Below are 19,869 nucleotides of genomic sequence, written 5' to 3'. Positions count from 1 at the left end.
CGCAGCCGCGCGCGCCGCGTCAACCGGCCTGCGTGGCGCGCACCGCGCGCGCGGCGTTCACGGCGCGGATTTCCACGGCCGGCGGCCCATCCGCGGCCCCATTCTTCCCGGCCGTTCCAAGCGGAACGAGCACCACCCGCGCCGGCGTGCCGGGCGCGAGATGGAACCAGTCGTCGCGCGGCACGAATCCCGGCGCATCGATCTGCACATGGCGTGCGACGTGCCGTGTATCGATGTCGACGTGCCACGTGTCGCCGGTGCGCGATACACACGCCTCCAGCCCGAGTTCGCGGCGCGCCAGCACCGCCGGATGCGTACGGGACGGGAAATGGAATGCCTGCGACAGCAGGGTGCCGTCGTCGCCGCGCAGGGTCGCGACGACGGTGTCGTGTTCGCAGGGCCCGAAGCGGTACGCGTAGGTCCAGTCGAAGAAGCGGCCGAGCAGCTCGGCCGAACCGATCCGCACCGTGTCGTGCGCGGCGATCCGAACCGGGCAGCCGGCCCGTGCAACCGCCGTGCGGCCGTCGCGCAGCGCGACCAGTTCGAGCGCCGCCGACAGCGGCGCGGGGCGCTCGTTGACGACATGCACGTCGAGCCCGTTCAGGCCTTCGTCGACGAGCAGCACCTGTACGGGTTGCAGCACCTGGCGCAGCGCATGCCACGCCGATTTCGGCCGGTGCGCGGCGTCGATTACGCCCCAGCCCGCACCCGGCATCACGTCCTGGAACTGCCAGACCAGCGCGCCGGCGCAGCGCGAGCCGGTGCGCCGCCATTCGGAAAACGTCTCGCGCATCACGTCGGCGACCACTGCGCGCGACAGTTCGAAGTAGCGCGCCGGATCCTCGCGCCGCAACCGGTCGGGCACGACGTCGTACAGCGTCTGCAGATAGTGGTCGCGAATGTCCTCGAAATCCCACGACGTGCCGGGGTCGCGCGGCACGGCGGCTTTCCAGCGCGGCTCGTGCACGCCGGGCCAGCCGAGCTCGGCGAGCGTCGCGTCGCATGGCACGTTCGAGAACGCGAGGCATTCGCTCGCGAAGCGCACGTCCGCGCGGCGCGCGTCATCGAGCGGGCGCAGGTAGGCACCGACACCGTAATAGTGCGACACGCGTTCACGCGGCATGAACGGCAGCACGCCGCCGTCGGGCGAATCGGGCACGTACGGGACGTCGGGCCGGCATGCGGCCGCATGGCCGGCCAGCCGGTCGGCGGTGAGCTCGAGGAAGCGCTGCTTCGGCCCGAGCCCGGACATCGCGGCCTGCTGCGCGATCTCGCTGCCGCCGCACAGGACGGCAAGCGACGGCGATGCGCCGTGACGCGAGAGGAACTGTCGGGCTTCGCGATCGACGTTGTCCGCGAACGCGGGGTCGTCGAGCGCGTAGTCGAAGTTCGCGAACATGAAATCCTGCCAGACCAGCAGGCCGAGCCGGTCGCACCACGCATGAAAGGCATCGGCCTCGTAGGTCATCGTGCCGCCGACGCGGATCATGTTGAAGCCGGCGTCGCGCGCGAGCCCGAGCAGGCGGGCGTAGGTGGCGTCGTCCGCGTGCAGCGCGAGCGGCGCGGCACTGCTCCAGCACGCGCCGCGCGCGAACACGGGCACGCCGTTGACGCGCAGCCCGAAGCCCTTGCCGTCGGCGCCGGGGTCGACCTCGATCGTGCGAAAGCCCGTCGCGCCGAGCGGCCGACGCTCGGCGCCGATATGCAGCGCGATGTCGTACAGCACCGGCTCGCCGTGCGTATGCGGCCACCAGCGGCACACGTTGGGCACCGCGACGCTTGCGCGCAGGCGATCGGGGCCCGCACGTTCGAGCGTGGCGTGGTGCTGGCCGCACGACAGCCGTGCCGCGAGCGCGTCGGGCAGCGGCGCGGCGAACGTCAGGTCCGCGTCGAGCCAGCCGGTGTCGCCTTCGATGCGCGCGTGCAGGTTGCAATCGGCGAGAACGGGCCCGTCGGCCGGATCGAGCACGTCCACGGGCCGCCACGGGCCGGTCGGCACATGCGGCGGAAACCAGCCCGGCATGTGCCCGAACAGCGAAGTGCGGATCGTGCGCAGGGCTGCCGGCTCCGCGAGGCGCGTGCGCCAGCGCGCGCGGCGCGGCGCGCGCGCGTCGCGCAGGTGCGGGGCGAGCGCGCGGAAACAGAGGGTCAGCCGGTGCGACCCGTCGAGCGACACGGGCACGTCGTGCGCGACGAACATGCTGTCGGAGCGGAGGATCGGCGTGTCGTCGAGCCACGCCTGCGCGAGCGTCGCGAGGCCGTGGAAGCGCAGCACGCGCGGCCCGTGTCCGCGCAGTTCGATCCGGTACCAGTGGTCGCGTTCGTCGAGCGATACGGCTTCGTCGAGCCGGCCGGCGAGCGCGAGCGACTGTGCCACGGTACCGGGCACGGCCGCCGGAATCCAGCCGTTGCCGGCGGCCGGGAGATCGCGCGGTTCCCGCGCGGCCCCCGCGGCCGTCGCCAGCATCGACCACGCGGGCAGGGCGCGCGTGCGCGTCACCGCATGACCGGCACGGGTGCCGCCGTGTCGCTGTGCACGGGCGTCATGTGCCGCAGCGGCAAGCCGATCTGCCGCGCGCACGCGACCACGTCCGCGTAGGCGGCCTCGATCGCTTCGAGCGTCGAATCGCCGCGTTCTTCCTTGCCGCGCGCGCAGGCGCGTGCGAGCCGGAATTCCAGCACCATCGCTTCGGACGCGATACGGTCGCACGCGGCGCGGATCTCGGCGAACGGCCCGACGCAGCCGCTGGCCTGCAGCCAGCGCGCGTAATGGCCGAACAGCTCGAAGTTCGCGCCGAGCTGCCGCACCGAGTTGAACGAGTACGCATGAAAGCGCTCGAGCGGCGAATCGGCGAGCGTCCGCGCGTCGGTCTGCAACTGCCGCCGGAACGCGGCGATCGGGTCGACCACCGGCAGGCGCCGCAGGTGGCGCTGCAGCGCGGCGAGCGACGTCTCGCACAGCGTGCGTTCGTCGAGCGGCGCAAACCGCCGTTTCGCGCATTCGACATAGGGTGGCAGCGTCATCGGCGAGCTGCCGCCGACGAGCCCGTCGTAGTCGAAATCCTCGGCCACGTAATAACCGCTGTTGTGGAAGTAGCCGATCTGGCGATTCGCGCGGTCGATCGCATCGATGCCGATCGTCGTCTTCGTGTGCTGCGTGCGGTAGCTGCTGCCGCGCGTATCGGGCAGGAACCACGCGTCGACTTCGACGATCATCAGGTGACCGCGCGCGACCTGCGTCTCGATGTGCCGGTCGAGCGGTTCGTAGATCGAGTGCTCCTGCACGACGATGCCGTACAGCCGCTCCAGTTCGTCGTGCGGAAACTTGAAGAACGTGAACTGGTCGCCCTCGAAATCGAGCGCGATCGTGAACGGCAACGCCGCGTACGGATTGAAGCCCCACCACCGGAGCACTTCGAGCCACATGTCGACGTAGCAGTTGGTCTGCTTCCAGACCATCTCCTGGCTGTGCAGCGGATGTGGCCGGTAGTGGCGCGCACGGTGACGCACATCCTCGAACGACGCGTCTTCGCCGTCGCGGGACACGAATCTCATCGCGTGCCCCACAGAACGTCGCGGACTTCACGCGGCCATGCATCGATGTCGAAGCCGTGGTGGCGGAACAGCGCGAGCGTGAGCCGTTCGAGGCCGAAGCCGACGCAGCCCGTGTGCGCGACCTCGTCCGTCGCGGTGCGGATGTTCCACAGCAGCCCGAAATGGTCCATGTGGTAATTGAAGCTCAGGCAGGCGGTCTGGCGATCGTCGTGCTCGATCGGGATCAGCAGCTCGAACTTCAGGTTCTGCTCGCGCTGGCTGTTCGCGACGATCTTGCCGCCGCGCCCGAAGAACGGGTCGTTCGCGAGGTCGATCGCGTTGGGCAGGCGCAGCGCCTCGATCATCCGCGTGCCGCGTTCGATCCAGGTCTCGCGGAACGAGACGATCTGCTCGGGCGTGCCGATCCGCACGTATTCGCGCATCCGGAACAACTGCATGCGGGTCGGATCGAGCGACGGCTCGTGGCGGAAGCAGTACGAGAATACGTCGACGATCCGGCCGTCGGCCGGCAGCGCGCCCGCGCGCGCCACGACAGGGTAGACGGGGTAGCACGCGGCCGGCGTCATCACGACATAGGTCGGCTTCTGGCTTTCCGTCCAGTCGTCGCCGCGATCGAGGCACTGCAGTACGCGCTGGTGCTGGCGTTCGTCGCCGCAGAACGCATGCACGCTGCCCGCGAGCTGCGGGAAGCTCTTCATGTATTCGCTGCGCTCGAACTCGATGCGGCTCATGGCCGGCGGAAAGCGCAGCACTTCGGCCTGCTGGTCGGCGCCGATGCGCGTGACGAACGCGTCGAGCGCTTCCACGACGCGCTCGAACCGTTCGCTGCGGCCGAACAGGCCTTGAATGCCGGTCGAGACCAGCAGGCCCGCGTCGATCAGTTCGTCGCGCAGCGGGTTGACGCCCGCGCGGTCGAGCGGTGCGTCGGCGGGAGCGGAGGCGGCGGAGGGCACGGCAAGGCGATCGTTCACGTATGTTTCTCCAGCGTCGCAGGACGCAGCGCGAGCAGCAGGTTCGAGGTGTTGGTGGCAATGCGGTCGTTGCTGATCATCAGCGGCGCCGCATGCAGGTCGCGAATGTGGCGGCCGATGCTGAACGGCGTGCCTTGCTTGTAGCCGGCCATCCCGCAGATCATCATGGCCTGGTGCGCGACTTCCAGCGCGGTCGTCGACACGTAGGTCTTCAGCGTGTTGATCTCGGCGGCCCAGGCCATCCCGGCCGACCACGAGCGCGCGGTCGCATTCGCATGGAGGCGCAGCACGTTGTCGACGCGGGCCTGCATCGCCTGCATCAGCGCGAGCGATTCGGCGATGCGTCGCGACGCGGGCGACGGTGCCCCGTCGGTCTGGCGTGCCTGCGCGCGGAAGAACTGGTGCGCGCGATGGAACGCGTCGCCGGCCACGCCGATCCAGACCGCGGCCCACAGGATGTGCGACACCGGCACCATCGTTTCCTCGGCGATCTTCGCGAACGGCACCGGCAGGCACTGGACGGCGGCGCCTTGCGCGTCGAGCTCGAAACCGTTGCTGCAGGTGCCGCGCATCCCGAGCGTGTCCCATTCGCCGCGGCGCGTGAGCGTGTAGCCGTCGCGCAGCAGCGTGACGAGCACCTGCTCGGAAGCCGGAGCGTCCGCATCGCGTCGTGCGGTCGCGAGGATGCCGTCCGCATAGTCGCCGTACGAGATCGTCGGCGCGGATTTGCGCAGCCGGAACTCGCCGTTGTCGGTTTCGAGCGCGCACTGGCTCGCGCGCAGGTTGCCGCCGACGCCGTTTTCCGACGTAGCCGATGCGAGCAGCCACTGGTGGCGCACGAGTTGCTGCAGGAACAGCTTGTGCCAGCCCTGGTCGACCGCGTGGTCGACGATGCAGGCGACCTGGATCTGGTGCATCGCGAACACCATGGCCGACGACGCGCAGGCCTGGCCGAGAATCGAACAGGCCGACGCGATGTCCTCCAGCGACGCGCCAGCGCCGCCGAGATGGGTCGGCACCATTGCGCCGAGCAGGCGGCGCGCGCGCATCGCCTCGATCGCCTCGACGGGGCAGCGCGCGTCGCGGTCGACCGCGTCCGCGTGTTGCGCGGCGATCTGCGCGACGGCATGCGCGGCCTCGTCGAGCCGACGCGCATCGCTGTCGGTCGCGAGTTCGGGAAGCAGCGCGCTCATGCGGAATGCTCGGTGCGTTGCAGCGTGGCGATCGTGTCCGCGAGCGCGTCGATGCTGCGGAACAGGTTGCGGTTCAGCATCTCGTCGGGAATCTCGATGTTGAATTGCTTCTCGATCGCGAGCATCAGCTGGATCGTATCGAGCGACGAGAGGCCCGCTTCGTAGAGGTCGTCCCCGTCGCCGATCGAATCGATCGCGGCTTCGAGGTGGGCGACGTGCTTGAGGATGGTTCTGATTTCGTTTTTCACGTGCTGCTCCGGCGTGCGTGGTGTCGTCCGCTCGGGCAGACGCGGCATACGCGCTGACGTCCCCCCGGCAGTCCGGCATCAGTAGACCATTGGCAGGCACGGCGTTCTGTTCGCCACCCTACAAACCGCTAACCCTGCGTACAGAGGAAGCGCAGCGCCGAAGCGCCGCGCGGGCAGGCGGGAGGCGGGTCAGGCGCGCGAAGCGGCCGGCACACCCGAGTCGGCCGACAGGATGCGCTTCATCTCGTCACGCACGATCGCGCGGCAGCCGCACGACATCTTCTCGAGACCGTCGAGGTCGGCGAGCTCGATCGAACTCCGGTATTGCCGGATCAGGCCCAGCTTCTGGATCTCGCCGGCGGCATCGGTGACCGTTTCGCGCCGCACGCCGAGCATCTGCGCCAGCATGCTGTGCGTCACCTGGATCTCGATGCTGCGGGTCCGGTCGTACGCGAGCAGGAACCATCTGCATAACTGATGTTTGAGCACGTGATGACGGCTGCAGAACGTGATCTGCGAGACCTGCGCCATCAGCAGCCGCACGCAGACGAACACGAGATGGCGAATGACCGGCGACGCGTCGAACGCGGCGGCGAACACGCGCCGGTCGAGCCGGTAGGCGAAACCGTCGCGGCAGGCCACTGCCCGGCAGGGCATCCGGCCGCTGCCGCCGATCACGTCGTCGCACGCCACGCTCTCGCTGCCGATCTCCGCGACTTCCAGCGTCATGCCGCCGGACGACACGTACTGCAGCGAAATCGCGGTCGTGACGGGCAGGTAGACCGCGGCGAGCATTTCGCCGGGCTCGCAGAGCACTTGCCCCGATTTCAGGTGGACAAGTTGAAGGTGGGGGGCGAATGTCGCGAGCTCGTCGCGGTCGACGGCCGCGAGAAACCGGTTCGCATCGAAGCTGTGAGAAAGCTCGATCATGCCGTTCGCGTACGCGACGGTGTCAGGGGCCTGGTGAGTCACGGCGCATCCTCGTAGGGTGGCGGTCGCGCGTCGTCTCGGCAATACCCCGAAAATGGGGAATTCGCACGATCGTGCGGACTTGTGTTCGTCAGAAATGGAGTGACGATACTCGCGAAAAGGCTAACACGCCATTGAATTCGATCAATTGCACATTGCGTCATTTCACAAAGTTTGACGATTTTTGGCGGGTGGGAATGTTATCCGGATTTAATGATTCGTTTTAGTGAAATTAATCATCCGGAAATCGAATGGGACGTTTGGCATTCATTCGATGTCGAACGGGAATCAATCGAACGATGCCGTGCTTCGTGCGGAGAAAGTGCCGGGCGGACATTGAACATTATTTGACAATCGGATGTAGCTCGCAAAAATATCCATAAAAATCAATTGTGTACGAGCGAAATGTGCGTCAGGTAACAGAGCCTGAATTTAGTGTGTCGATTCAAATTTGAGACAGTTTCAAACGGCCGTGCGAGGCATGATGCCGCAGCGAAGTGCTGCAGGGCACATCACGGAAACAATTGAAAATCGACTGTAAGTATATGAGCGACAAGCCTGGCAGCCCCGCCGTATCTGTCTTGGTTCGATGCAGGGGAAATGATCAGTCAAATAGCTCGCGGTGTCCGGCGCCCGGAAGAGTGTCCGGAAATGAGACGCTTTTTCTGGTTTTGAGCCGGTAATTCGGGCGATCTAAATCGGGCGTGATTCACATATTAAGGATGGACAAGGTTTGGCACGTAAATCGCTTATTCGGGCTGGCGTGTCGAAACGGGACGGCCGATTCGATCCGGCGGCAATGAGCCGAGGGTCGGTCGGAATCAGGGTTGTGGGCCGCAACCACCGCCGACGTCCGGGCGCGCATCGCGATAACGAGTTCCGTGCCCGCGGCTGCAAGCGGCGCGAACGATAAAAGGGATACAGACATGCTTCATCTTCACTCGAGCTACTCGGCGAATGCCATCCTCGATGCCCTCCCGGAGGACAGCATCCGCACCATCGCACCGCATCTCGAACTGGTCAGGATCAAGGCCGGGATGCTCGAGCGGGTCGGCGAACCGATGCGCCACGTGCATTTCCCGACGACGTCGATGATGTCGGTGCAGCACCTGATGGAGGACGGTGCGATGGTCGAAGTGGCGCAGGTCGGCCGCGAGGGAGTGGTCGGTCTGGCGACGCTGGTCGGTGGCGCCGCGGCGTCGCACCGGATCGAGGTTCGCATCGGCGGGATGGCCTATCGTGTGCCGAGCTGCGTGATGCGCGCCGAATTCGAGCGGTCGCCGGCGACCTACCGGCTGCTGCTCAGCTACTGCCAGGCCGCGATGGCGCAGATCTCGCGCAGCGCGCTGTGCAACCGGCATCACTCGGTCAGCGAGCAGCTCAGCCGCTGGCTGCTGCTCGCGCACGACCGCATCGACGGCGACGAACTGGCGGTCACGCAGCAGACGATCGCGAACATGCTCGGCGTGCGGCGCGAAGGCGTGACGGAAGCGGCCGGCAACCTGCAGGAAGCCGGACTGATCCGGCAGCGCCGCGGCCGCATCACGGTGCTCGACCGCGACGGCCTCGAACATCACGCGTGCGAATGCTACGACCTGATTCGCGCCGACTATCGCAGGCTGCTCGGCACCCGCGAGACGGCGAGGCCGACACCCGTTCGGCCCCGCATGCCGGACGGGCATCGCGGGTTCCCCGCACATGGTGCGTGACGATGCAGCCGAGGTTCGGTGGAACGAATGCGATGCGGCGTGCCGCGATCGCAGCGACCGACGCCGTACTCGTGCTGGCCGGCGCGCTCGCGGCGCAGGCGGCCTCGGGCCTCGCGTGGCGCGCGCTGTCCGACGCGCAGCGCGGCGCGATCGCGCTGCTGTGCGTGCTGACCGTGGCGTTGCTGCCGCGCTACCTGCGCACCGTGCGCGGCAGCGTGGCACCGCAAGGCGGCACGCATGCGCTGACGCAGACGATCGTGGCGCTCGTCTGCGCGAGCGTGCTGACGGTGGGCGCCGCGATGTGGATCATGAACCGCGGCGGCACGATCACGACACGCTGGATCGCACGCACGGTGCTGGCCGGCGACGCGGCGCTGCTGCTCGGCCGTGCCGCGCTGCTGGCGCTGGCACTGACGCGCGACGACCCGCGCGCGCGGCAGCGCCGCGTCGCGGTGGTCGGTGCGACGGCGTACGGGCGTGTCGCGGTCGAGCGGATGCAGCTCGCGCCGCAGGGCCCTTTCGTGGCGGCGTGCGTATTCGATGACGACGCGCCGGCTGCCGCCGGCGGCATCGGCGGCGTGCCGGTGATCGACGACTGGAACGCACTGCGCGACCTGATTCGCGGTGGCGAGATCGACGAGGTATGGCTCACGCTGCCGATGTCGCAAGAGTGGCGGATCCAGCGCATCGTCCGTGAGTTGCGCGACGAGTTCGTGGAATTGCGGCTGCTGCCCGACGTGCGGCAGATGGCGATGGTCGATCGCTCGGCCACCGACGTGCTCGGCATGCCGGCGATCAATCTCGCGACCACGCCGCGCTCGGCCCCGGAGCTGTGGGCGAAGTTCGCGTTCGACCGGCTGTTCGCATTCGGTGTGCTGATTCCGCTGCTGCCGCTGCTGTCGATGCTGGCGATCGCGGTCAAGCTGTCGTCGCCGGGGCCCGTGCTGTTCAGGCAGCGCCGCAAGGGCGTCGACGGCCGGGAGTTCGACATCCTGAAGTTCCGGACGATGCGCGTGCATCGCGCACAACCGGGCGTCGTGCGGCAGGCATCGCGCAACGATGCGCGCATCACGCGCGTCGGCGCGTTCCTGCGGCGCACGTCGCTCGACGAGCTGCCGCAGTTCTTCAACGTGCTGTTCGGGCAGATGTCGGTCGTCGGCCCGCGTCCGCATGCGATCGAACACGACGACCTTTACCGGCAACTGATCGACTGCTACATGTACCGCTACCGCGTGCGGCCCGGCATCACCGGATGGGCACAGGTGAACGGCTATCGCGGCGAGACGCGCAAGGTCGAGGCGATGGAGGCGCGCGTCAAGTTCGACCTGTTCTACATGCAGAACTGGAGCTTCTGGTTCGACATGAAGATCATCCTGTTGACGGTCGTGCGAGGGTTCATCGGCCGGAATGCCTTTTGAGGATTGCGAATCGTCCGGTGCGGTAAATCACGCCGGCGAATCCGTCGGTGGATCGATGCCGAACCGAAGGACAGACGCGATCATGCGGCGAATTGCTGCGCTGCGGCTGCGCTGACGGGCGTTGCTGCGTGAATCCTGCATCGTGTTTTCGCGTCCGTCCCCAGTTTCCGCAAGCCTTCACGTGCATCGCGGGGCACGCTGATTCCGGTCAACACACGCGTGTGCAATGGGTTTATCCTGCATCGAATGCGTCCGGCGCCTGATGCGTCCGGGCGCGTATCCGTGGCGCGGCGGCGCCGGTCGAACCTTGCCCGCCGCACACCGGCGCGACACTGCGCGCGACCATTTTCCGCGCGGAACCCGGAACAGGAGAGACGGCCATGGCGCTCGACGCACAACAACGGCAGACGCTGAAACAGCGGCTGAACGAGAGCGAGCAGACGTTACGTGCGGAGATACGCACGAGCGAAGACCAGCGCGCGTCGGAATCCTATGCAGATCTCGCCGGCGCGGCGCCGGACGAGGGCGACGAGGCGAATGCGGACCTGTTCGTCGACGTCGATCACGCATTGATCGGCATGAAACTGACCGAACTGCGCGCGGTCGGCCGCGCGCAGCAGCGGATGCGCGACGGCAGCTACGGCGAATGCATCGACTGCGACGGTTCGGTCGGCTACGAGCGCCTGCTGGCGCGCCCGGCCGCCGAACGCTGCACGCATTGCCAGTCGATCTACGAGCGGCACTACGCCACGACGCCGCGCGCCACCCTCTGACGTCGCGCCGCAACGTCGCTGCACGCGACGCACGGCCGGCGTACGATGACGAACGTGCGCCCGGCGGCGTCGGCATGCGGCACCGCGCGGGCAGACGGCGTCGCGCACACGCGCGGCACCATCCACGTGGAAGGGAGGGAAGGGAGCCACGCCGATCATGCCGATCCACAATGCCGGGTGTGCGGCCGTGTTCGCCGAGATCGCCGACATGCTCGAGATCCAGGGCGCCAATCCGTTCCGGGTGCGTGCGTATCGCAACGCCGCGCGCACGATCGCCGACTACGGGCGCGATATCGCGACGATGATCGCGAACGGCGACGATCTCGGGAAGATTCCGTCGATCGGGCCCGATCTCGCGTCGAAGCTGCGCGAGATCGCCGCGACCGGCACCTGCGAACTCCAGCAAACGCTGCGTCACGCGCTGCCGGGCGCGATCGTCGAGCTGCTCGACGTGCCGGGGCTCGGCGCGAAACGCGTGAAGGCGCTGCATGACGCGCTGCACGTCGATTCGCTCGAACAGCTTCGCGCCGAGGCGAAGAGCGGGCACGTGCGTGAATTGCCCGGCTTCGGCGCGAAAACCGAAGCCCATCTGCTCGAAGCGATCAACGACCGGCTGCAACGCGAACCCCGACGCTTCCTGCTGCCGGATGCGGCGCACGCGCTGCTGCCGCTGCTCGAACGCCTGCGCGCGATTGCGGGTGTCGGCAAGGCCGTGCCGGCCGGCAGCTTCCGCCGCCGCCGCGAGACGGTCGGCGATCTCGACATCCTCGTCACCGCACGCGATCCGCAGGCCGTCGCCGACGCGTTCGTCGGTTACGGCGAGGTGGCGCTCGTGCTGGCGCACGGCAAGACGAAGTCAAGCGTCGTGCTCGCGAGCGGGTTGCAGGTCGACCTGCGCGTCGTCGATGCCGATGCGTTCGGCGCGGCACTCGTCTACTTCACCGGATCGAAGGCGCACAACATCGCGTTGCGCAGGATCGCGCAGGCCGGCGGGCTGAAGATCAACGAATATGGTGTGTTTCGCGGTGACGAACGGATTGCCGGCGCGACCGAGGCGTCGGTGTACGCGGCGATCGGGCTGCACGAAGTTCCGCCCGAATTGCGCGAGGATCGTGGCGAGATCGACGCGGCGCGCGCGGGCGCGCTACCGGCGCTGGTCGAGCGCAAGCATGTGCATGGCGACCTGCATGCGCATACCGACGTATCGGCCGGCCGCGACAGCTTGCGCGCGATGGCCGATGCGGCACGCGCGCGCGGATTCGCGTACCTGGCCATCACCGACCGGGCACCGGATGCCGGCGGCGGCCGCAACGGCTTCGACTGGCTTGCCCGGCAACTCGACGAGATCGACCGCCTGAACGCGTCGTTCGACGATTTCGTGCTGCTCAAGGGCGTGGAGGCCGGCATTCTCGAGGACGGCAGCCTCGACGTGCCCGACGCGTTGCTCGGCCGGCTCGATCTCGTGGTCGGTGCGGTACGCGACGGCTTCGAGTTGTCGCTCGACGCGCAGACCGCGCGCGTGCTGCACGCGATGGACCAGCCGCATTTCACGATTCTCGCGCACCCGACGGGCCGCATGCTCGGCGAGCGCGCCGCATGCGAACTCGACGTGGCACGCGTGATCGCGCATGCCGCGGCGCGCGGCTGTTTCGTCGAACTCGATGCGCAGCCGCGGCGGCTCGACCTGCCGGACATCTGGTGCCGCGAGGCCGCGAAGGCCGGCGTGCCGGTGGCGATCGGCTCGGATGCGTGCAGCACGGACGAACTCGACAATCTCGCATACGGCGTCGATCAGGCGCGACGCGGCTGGCTGACGCGGCCCGACGTGCTGAACACGCGCACGCTCGCGCAATTGAGGCCGCTGCTTGCACGCACGATGGGAGTAGACGGCGCGTCCAGGCGCCACGGCTCGAAGGGCGCATGAACGCGGCAGGCGGGCGCGAGCCGCCCGCCGTGCGAGAAGGCGGTCACGTCATGCCAGCACGCCGGCCGCCGGCACGTAGGGCAGGCCGAGCGCCAGTGCGACCGCTTCGTACGTGATGTGTCCGTCGCACACGTTCAGGCCAGCGCGCAGATGCGGATCGTCGGTCATCGCCTGCTTCCAGCCCTTGTCGGCGAGTGCGAGCGCGTGCCCGAGCGTCGCGTTGTTCAGCGCGAAGGTCGACGTGCGCGCGACCGCGCCGGGCATGTTCGCGACGCAGTAGTGCACGACGCCGTCGACGACGAAGGTCGGGTCCGCGTGCGTCGTCGCATGCGAAGTCTCGAAGCATCCGCCCTGGTCGATCGCGACGTCGACGACGACCGCCCCCGTGCGCATCGTCGCGATCATGTCGCGCGTGACGAGCCGCGGCGCCGATGCGCCCGGCACGAGTACGGCGCCGATCACGACGTCGGCATCGCGCACGGCTTCGTCGATCGTGTGCGCGTTCGAGCAGACGGTCGCGATCCGGTTGGCGAACACGAGGTCGAGCTGGCGCAGCCGGTTCACGTTGGTGTCGAGCACGGTGACGCGCGCGCCGAGGCCGACCGCCATCTGCAGTGCGCCGGTGCCCACCACGCCCGCGCCGAGCACGACGACGTGCGCGGCCGGCACGCCGGGCACACCGGCCATCAGCAGGCCGCGCCCGCCGCGCGGGCTTTCGAGGTGGGTCGCCGCGACCTGGATCGACATGCGCCCGGCCACCTCGCTCATCGGCGCGAGCAGCGGCAGGCCGCCGCCCGGGCCCGTCACGGTTTCGTACGCGATGCAGACGGCGCCGGATTTCACGAGTGCCGCGGCCTGTCCGGGATCGGGCGCGAGATGCAGGTACGTGTAGAGGATCTGCCCGCGCCGCAGCATCGCGCATTCCGCCGGCTGCGGCTCCTTGACCTTGATGATCATGTCGGCGCGCGCGAAGACTTCGTCGGCGCCGTCGCAGAGCGATGCGCCCGCGGCCGTGTAGTCGTTGTCGAGCAGGCCGATCGCGGTGCCCGCGCCGCGCTGCACCAGCACGCGGTGGCCGTGCCGAGTGAGTTCGCGCGCGCCGGCCGGCGTGAGGCCGACACGGTATTCGTGGTTCTTGATCTCCTTCGGCACGCCGATCAGCATGAGTCGCCTCCATGGCCTTCGTTATCGTTGTCGTGCAGGTGCGCCGTGCGGCCGATCGCGCGGATGCGTATCGACCGCGGTACTGGAATAACAGGGTAGTAGTGCGCGGGGGGAAGTCAAGCGGCCGGCCCGTGCGCACCGCGTTGCAACATCCGTCTTGGCGGGTTGCGACCGGAGGTCGCAATGCGCGCGCTGCCGGGTTTCGGTATCGTCATGTGTGTCGCGGCCCGGGGCCGCGCGCCGGCGTTTTGCCGGCAGCACGTCGAGATAACGACACAACGAGACGAGGGCATTGACCGACATGACCGGGGCGTATTTCAGCGTGCCGACGCTTTGCGCGATCGCGCTCATTCACGTGTACTGGGCGTTGGGCGGGCGGCGCGGCAAGCGTGCGGCCATTCCGGAGCAGGACGGCGAGCCGCTGCTGCGGCCGACCGCCATCGGCACGCTCGCCGTCGCGGCGGCATTGCTGGGCGGTGCGTGCGTGGTTGCCGCGCGGGCCGGCTGGCTGGGGCCGAACCCGTATCCCGGCACGATCTCGTTCGCGGTCGTTGCGCTCGCATTGATCTTCGCGGTGCGGGCCGTCGGCGATTTCCGTTACGTCGGCTTCTTCAAGCGGATTCGCGGGTCGCGTTTCGCACGGATGGACACGCTGTATTACTCGCCGCTGTGCGCGGCGCTGGCGCTGTCCATCGCGTCGATGTTCTGGCCGCGGTGAACGCGCGTCTCAGCGCGCAGGCGCGTCCCGCTCCGTAAGGTATTCCGCCGGCACGGCATCCGTCAGCCATACGCCGTTTTCGGCGACGAAGAACGTGTGGCCCTGCCGATGCATGCGCTGCGCATCGACCTCGAGAATCACGGGCACGCCGTAGCGCGTGCCGACGGCCAGCGCGGTCCGGACGTCAGGCGACAGATGCACGTGATGACGGGCGCCGGGTATCAGCCCTTGCGCCCGAATCGAATCCAGGAAGCGCGTCGCGGTGCCGTGATAGAGGCGCTCGGGCGGTTGCGCGGCCGGATAGCGGCGCTGCACGACGGGCGTCGAATGGCCTTGTACCGCGCGGATGCGTCGGCCGTCGTCGGACAGGGCGAAGCGCTGCTTGTCGTTGGTCGCGCAGACGGTTTCGAGCGTCGCGCGATCGACGGGATGCCCCAGGCGGGCGATGCCGGCGATCAGTTCGTCGATGTCGGCCCAGCCTTCCGGGTCGAGCCGCAGCCCGATCGTTTGCGGCGCGTGGCGCAGCAGGTAGCTGAGGGTTCGGCTGATGCGGGTCGCGTCGACCGCCGGCAGTTCATTCTTCCGTGGTCTCATGAGACGCGGAGGCTACCAGAGCGCGATGCAGACCGGCACCCACGGGTGCGCCGCGTGGCTGGAAAGCCACAGCCTTCCGCGAAACCCGACACACGACAATCCTTTGCCTGACGCCCGTGTCGGCGGGTAATCGCGCGAATCCTTTCGCGTTCCGGCTTCCGGATTTTTCAATTGTTGCGATTTTCGATGCATTGAATTGCATTGGCGTACCTTTGAATGGAACCGGTTCCATATATAATTCGCGGCACTTGTCGCCGGGCCCGAAAGAGGGTCGTGCACGTTGCGCTTGCTGTCGGCAAACGCGGCGTCTAAGTTGAATGAGGGTCATGAGCGATGAGGGGCAGATGCAGGCAGATGTCGGTATTTGTCAGACGATAGGGCTCACAAAGAAGCCGATCCGTGCAGCGCAGCCTGAACCGGCGCGATGCGCGGCCGCATGAAGGCGCTGCCGCGCATTGCACGGGCGGCGCCTGCATCGAGGTTGTTCGCAACAGACGAAAGAACAGGACGGCCAGCCGGTTGCGGCAAGGCTGCCATGCCGGACATGCCGCATGCGGAGTGCGCGCGTCCGGGCCCCGAGATCCCCAACGATCAACATCCGACCATGTCCACGCCACCTGACAAACCCAACTCGCGCCGCCGTTTCCTGCGCACGTCGGTCGCGCTCGTGCCGATCGCGTCGGTCGCCGGCTGCGACCTGCGCTCGTCGTCGCCTTCCGCGACGACCGGCAACGCGCCCGGTGCATCAGCCAGCGCCGAACGCGCCCCGTACAAGCCGACCTTCTTCGATGCGAAGGAATGGGCGTTCGTCCAGGCCGCCGTCGACCGGCTGATTCCGGCCGACGCCGAAGGCCCCGGCGCGCTCGAATCGGGCGTGCCCGAATTCATCGACCGCCAGATGGAGACGCCGTATGCGCACGGCGCGACCTGGTACATGCTGGGGCCGTTCCAGCAAGGTGTGCCCGAGCTTGGCTACCAGCTGAAGCTGGTGCCGCGCGACATCTACCGGCTTGGTATCGCGGCGGTCAACCGCTATTGCGAGAAGACCCACGGCAAGGCGTTCGCGGATCTCGACGCGCCGACGCGCGACACCGTGCTCGGCGCGCTGGAGAAGGGCGGCGCGCAGATCGACGACGTGCCGCCCGGCGTGTTCTTCGGCCAGTTGCTGCAGAACACGCGCGAAGGCTATTTCTGCGATCCGGTGCATGGCGGCAATCACGACATGGCCGCGTGGAAGATGATCGGTTTTCCCGGCGCACGCGCGGACTTCATGGATTTCGTCAACCAGAGCGGCAAGCCCTATCCGTACGGCCCCGTCTCGATCAACGGGGAGCGCAGCTGATGGCCGCAGAGAAAAAACCGCATGTCGATGCGGTGATCGTCGGCTTCGGCTGGACCGGCGCGATTCTCGCGAAGGAACTGACCGAAGCGGGCTTGAACGTGGTCGCGCTCGAGCGCGGCGAGTATCGCGACACCTATCCGGACGGCGCGTATCCGAACACGATCGACGAACTGACCTACAACATCCGCAAGAAGCTGTTCCTCGACCTGTCGAAGACGACGGTGTCGATCCGCCACGGGCTGCAGGACACCGCGCTGCCGTACCGGCAGCTCGCCGCGTTCCTGCCGGGTGAAGGCGTGGGCGGTGCGGGGCTGCACTGGTCGGGCGTGCATTTCCGGATCACGCCGGAAGAGCTGCGCCTGCGCAGCCACTATGAAGAGCGCTACGGCAAGAAGTTCATCCCCGAAGGGATGACGATCCAGGACACCGGCGTGACCTACGACGAACTCGAGCCGCATTTCGATTTCGCGGAGAAGGTGTTCGGCACGTCGGGGCAGGCGTACAAGGTCGGCGGCAAGGTGGTCGGCGACGGCAACGTGTTCGAAGCGAACCGCAGCGACAACTTCCCGCTGCCCGCGCAGCTCAACACGTATTCGGCGCAGCGCTTCTCCGATGCAGCGAAGTCGCTCGGCCTGCATCCGTACCGGCTGCCGTCGGCGAACACGTCGGGCCCGTACACGAACCCGTACGGCGTACAGATGGGTCCGTGCAACTTCTGCGGCTACTGCAGCGGTTACGCGTGCTACATGTACTCGAAGGCGTCGCCGAACCTGAACATCCTGCCCGCGCTGAAGCAGGCGCCGAACTTCGAGCTGCGCTCGAAGTGCCACGTGCTGCGCGTCGACCTCGACGACACGAAGAAGCGCGCGACGGGCGTGACCTATGTCGACCCGGCCGGGCGTGAAGTGCACCAGCCGGCCGATCTCGTGATCGTGGCCGCGTTCCAGTACCACAACGTGCACCTGCTGCTGCTGTCGGGCATCGGCAAGCCGTACGACCCGATCTCGGGCGAAGGCGTGGTGGGTCGCAATTTCGCGTACCAGAACCTGTCGACGATCAAGGCGTTCTTCGACAAGGACACCTATACGAATCCGTTCATCGGCGCGGGCGGCAACGGCGTCGCGGTGGACGATTTCAACGCGGACAACTTCGACCACGGCCCGCTCGGCTTCGTCGGCGGCTCGCCGCTGTGGGTGAACCAGGCCGGCGTGAAGCCGATCAGCGGCATCGCGACGCCGCCCGGTACGCCGCAGTGGGGCTCGGCGTGGAAGAAGGCGGTCAAGGACAACTACGCGCACACGATCTCGATGGACGCGCACGGCACCAACATGTCGTATCGCGACGTGTACCTCGACCTCGATCCGACCTATCGCGATTCGTACGGCCAGCCGCTGCTGCGGATGACCTTCGACTGGAAGGACAACGACATCAAGATGGCGCAGTACGTGACCGGGCAGATGAAGAAGATCGCGGAGGCGATGGGGCCGAAGGCGATCGGCGTGTCGACGCGCGAGTTCGGCAAGCACTTCGATTCGCGCGCGTACCAGACGACCCACCTCGTCGGCGGCGCGATCATGGGTACCGACCCGAAGACGAGCGTGCTGAACCGTTACCTGCAGTGCTGGGACGTGCACAACGTGTTCGTGATGGGCGCATCGGCGCTGCCGCAGGGCATCGGCTACAACCCGACCGGGATCATCGCGGCGCTGGCCTACTGGTCGGCACGTGCGATCCGCGAGCAATACCTGAAAAATCCCGCTCCGCTGGTGACCGTATGAAGAGGACGATGAACCACAACGTCGCGCGCCGGATGTCGCGCGCGCTGGCGGCCGGCGCGGCCTGGGCCGCGCTCGGCTTCGCAGGCTCGACGGCATTCGCACAGCCGGCTGCGCCTGCGGCGGCTTCCGGCCCGGTGACTGCACCCGCGGCCCGATCCGCCGACGCGAACCTGATCAAGCGCGGCGAATACCTCGCGCGCGCGGGCGACTGTATCGCGTGCCATACCGCGAGCGGCGGCAAGCCGTTCGCGGGCGGGCTGAAATTCGACACGCCGATCGGCGGCATCTATTCGACGAACATCACGCCGGACCCGAAGACGGGCCTCGGCGGCTGGACTTACGAGGACTTCACGCGCGCGGTGCGCGAAGGCGTGCGCAAGAACGGCGACACGATGTATCCGGCCATGCCGTTCCCGTCGTACGCGCGCCTGACCGACGACGACATGAAGGCGCTGTACGCGTACTTCATGCACGGCGTCGCGCCCGTCGAGCACGAGAACCGTGCGGTCGACATCGTGTGGCCGCTGTCGATGCGCTGGCCGCTTACGATCTGGCGCAAGATGTTCGCCCCGACGCCGAAGCCGTTCGACGCGGCGCCGTACGCCGATCCGGTGGTCGCGCGCGGCGCGTATCTCGTGCAGGGTCTCGGCCACTGCGGTGCGTGCCACACGCCGCGTGCGCCGACGATGCAGGAGCGCGGGCTGACCGACGCGGACGGCCCGGACTTCCTGGCCGGCGGTGCGGCGATCGACGGCTGGGTGCCGACGAGCCTGCGCGGCGAGCCGCGCACGGGCCTCGGCACGTGGAACGAAACCGAGATCGTGCAGTTCCTGAAGACGGGCCGCACGCTGCGCGCGGCTGCATTCGGCGGGATGACGGACGTGGTCGGCCACAGCATGCAGCACATGACCGACGACGACCTGAACGCAATCGCGCGCTACCTGAAGACGCTGCCGCCGCGCGTGCAGGGCGAGCAGCCGCACGTGTACGACGCGGCGGCTGCCAAGGCCCTGCAGGCCGGCGATGCGAGCAAGCCGGGCGCGGCCGTCTATCGCGACAACTGCACGGCCTGCCACCGCAGCGACGGCCATGGCTACACGCGCGTGTTCCCGGCGCTCGCCGGCAACCCGGTCGTGCAGGGCGACGATCCGACCTCGCTGATCCACGTCGTGCTGGAAGGCAGCGCGCTGCAGGGCACGCGCACCGCGCCGTCGACGTTCACGATGCCGCCGTTCGGCTGGCGCCTGTCGGACCAGGAAGTCGCGGACGTGTCCAACTTCGTGCGCGCGAGCTGGGGCAACACGGGGGCGCCGGTGACCGCCGCGCAGGTCGCGAAGGTGCGCAAGAGCGTGCCGTCGACCCGGCCCGAACCGCCGCCGGGCGCGCGGTTCCCGCAAGCGTCGCGCTGACGGGGGCGGCGGGGCGCCCGTCCCGCCTGTCCGATGTGCTTCAAGGCGGCGCGTGATCCGCGCGGTGCCTTTCGTTTCGCCGGGGTTGTACCCCGCCAAGGCGC

The 19,869-nt window shown here is 68.0% G+C and carries 16 protein-coding genes; 8 read left to right on the top strand and 8 right to left on the bottom strand.

From position 1 onward, the window contains the following. Window positions 1-19 precede the first annotated feature (19 nt). From APZ15_RS17950 to APZ15_RS17925, 6 genes are all read right to left on the bottom strand, one after another. Window positions 20-2,500: a glycoside hydrolase family 2 protein gene (locus APZ15_RS17950; RefSeq protein ID WP_027791412.1), complete on the bottom strand. Its 2,481-nt coding sequence runs from the start codon at window positions 2,498-2,500 to the stop codon at window positions 20-22. After that, window positions 2,497-3,555, bottom strand: coding sequence for a DUF1839 family protein (locus tag APZ15_RS17945; RefSeq protein WP_027791413.1), 1,059 nt, complete (start codon window positions 3,553-3,555; stop codon window positions 2,497-2,499). Before APZ15_RS17945 ends, APZ15_RS17950 begins: the two co-directional genes overlap by 4 nt. After that, a complete protein-coding gene (locus APZ15_RS17940) occupies window positions 3,552-4,526 on the bottom strand; it encodes an amino acid--[acyl-carrier-protein] ligase (RefSeq protein WP_027791414.1) in 975 nt (324 codons plus the stop codon). The genes APZ15_RS17945 and APZ15_RS17940 overlap by 4 nt, the downstream gene beginning before the upstream one ends. Further along, a complete protein-coding gene (locus APZ15_RS17935; protein WP_027791415.1) occupies window positions 4,523-5,719 on the bottom strand; it encodes an acyl-CoA dehydrogenase family protein in 1,197 nt (398 codons plus the stop codon). Before APZ15_RS17935 ends, APZ15_RS17940 begins: the two co-directional genes overlap by 4 nt. Further along, entirely contained in the window at window positions 5,716-5,967 is a 252-nt protein-coding gene (locus tag APZ15_RS17930; protein WP_006490451.1) for an acyl carrier protein, read from the bottom strand. The genes APZ15_RS17935 and APZ15_RS17930 overlap by 4 nt, the downstream gene beginning before the upstream one ends. A gap of 189 nt (window positions 5,968-6,156) precedes the next feature. Next, a complete protein-coding gene (locus tag APZ15_RS17925) occupies window positions 6,157-6,939 on the bottom strand; it encodes a Crp/Fnr family transcriptional regulator (protein WP_027791416.1) in 783 nt (260 codons plus the stop codon). Window positions 6,940-7,862: 923 nt separating this feature from the next. Between APZ15_RS17925 and APZ15_RS17920 the strand changes: the two genes are divergently transcribed. The 4 genes from APZ15_RS17920 (at window position 7,863) to polX (ending at window position 12,760) form a co-directional block, all read left to right on the top strand. Next, a complete protein-coding gene (locus APZ15_RS17920; RefSeq protein WP_027791417.1) occupies window positions 7,863-8,645 on the top strand; it encodes a Crp/Fnr family transcriptional regulator in 783 nt (260 codons plus the stop codon). A gap of 2 nt (window positions 8,646-8,647) precedes the next feature. Next, window positions 8,648-10,063, top strand: a complete 1,416-nt coding sequence (locus APZ15_RS17915; protein ID WP_027791418.1) for an undecaprenyl-phosphate glucose phosphotransferase — start codon at window positions 8,648-8,650, stop codon at window positions 10,061-10,063. A 380-nt stretch (window positions 10,064-10,443) separates the two neighbouring features. Next, window positions 10,444-10,836 carry a TraR/DksA family transcriptional regulator gene (locus APZ15_RS17910; RefSeq protein ID WP_034196043.1) on the top strand — a complete coding sequence of 131 codons (393 nt, stop codon included), beginning with the start codon at window positions 10,444-10,446 and terminating at the stop codon, window positions 10,834-10,836. A gap of 157 nt (window positions 10,837-10,993) precedes the next feature. Next, entirely contained in the window at window positions 10,994-12,760 is a 1,767-nt protein-coding gene (polX, locus tag APZ15_RS17905) for a DNA polymerase/3'-5' exonuclease PolX (RefSeq protein ID WP_027791420.1), read from the top strand. A gap of 48 nt (window positions 12,761-12,808) precedes the next feature. Here polX and ald read toward each other — a convergent pair whose 3' ends face one another. Further along, window positions 12,809-13,924 carry an alanine dehydrogenase gene (gene ald, locus APZ15_RS17900; RefSeq protein ID WP_027791421.1) on the bottom strand — a complete coding sequence of 372 codons (1,116 nt, stop codon included), beginning with the start codon at window positions 13,922-13,924 and terminating at the stop codon, window positions 12,809-12,811. A 301-nt stretch (window positions 13,925-14,225) separates the two neighbouring features. On the opposite strand from ald, the gene APZ15_RS17895 reads away from it, so the two are divergent. Further along, window positions 14,226-14,642: a DUF3995 domain-containing protein gene (locus APZ15_RS17895; RefSeq protein WP_027791422.1), complete on the top strand. Its 417-nt coding sequence runs from the start codon at window positions 14,226-14,228 to the stop codon at window positions 14,640-14,642. Window positions 14,643-14,651: 9 nt separating this feature from the next. Here the strand turns inward: APZ15_RS17895 and APZ15_RS17890 are convergent, their stop codons facing one another. Further along, on the bottom strand, window positions 14,652-15,236 hold the full coding sequence (locus APZ15_RS17890) for an RNA 2'-phosphotransferase (protein ID WP_049097443.1): 585 nt from the start codon (window positions 15,234-15,236) through the stop codon (window positions 14,652-14,654). A gap of 604 nt (window positions 15,237-15,840) precedes the next feature. Between APZ15_RS17890 and APZ15_RS17885 the strand changes: the two genes are divergently transcribed. From APZ15_RS17885 to APZ15_RS17875, 3 genes are read left to right on the top strand one after another with little or no spacing between them, the layout of a single operon-like run. Next, on the top strand, window positions 15,841-16,578 hold the full coding sequence (locus APZ15_RS17885) for a gluconate 2-dehydrogenase subunit 3 family protein (RefSeq protein WP_027791424.1): 738 nt from the start codon (window positions 15,841-15,843) through the stop codon (window positions 16,576-16,578). After that, complete coding sequence (locus APZ15_RS17880) at window positions 16,578-18,356, top strand: GMC family oxidoreductase (protein WP_021163240.1); 1,779 nt, start codon at window positions 16,578-16,580, stop codon at window positions 18,354-18,356. Before APZ15_RS17885 ends, APZ15_RS17880 begins: the two co-directional genes overlap by 1 nt. Beyond that, on the top strand, window positions 18,353-19,765 hold the full coding sequence (locus APZ15_RS17875; protein WP_027791425.1) for a cytochrome c: 1,413 nt from the start codon (window positions 18,353-18,355) through the stop codon (window positions 19,763-19,765). The genes APZ15_RS17880 and APZ15_RS17875 overlap by 4 nt, the downstream gene beginning before the upstream one ends. The last annotated feature ends 104 nt before the right edge of the window (window positions 19,766-19,869 follow it).

The organism is Burkholderia cepacia ATCC 25416, assembly GCF_001411495.1.
In the GTDB taxonomy this organism is placed as follows: Bacteria; Pseudomonadota; Gammaproteobacteria; order Burkholderiales; family Burkholderiaceae; genus Burkholderia; species Burkholderia cepacia.
The sequence above is the reverse complement of the archived record's forward strand: the minus strand, read 5'-3'. Positions and strand labels throughout refer to the sequence as shown.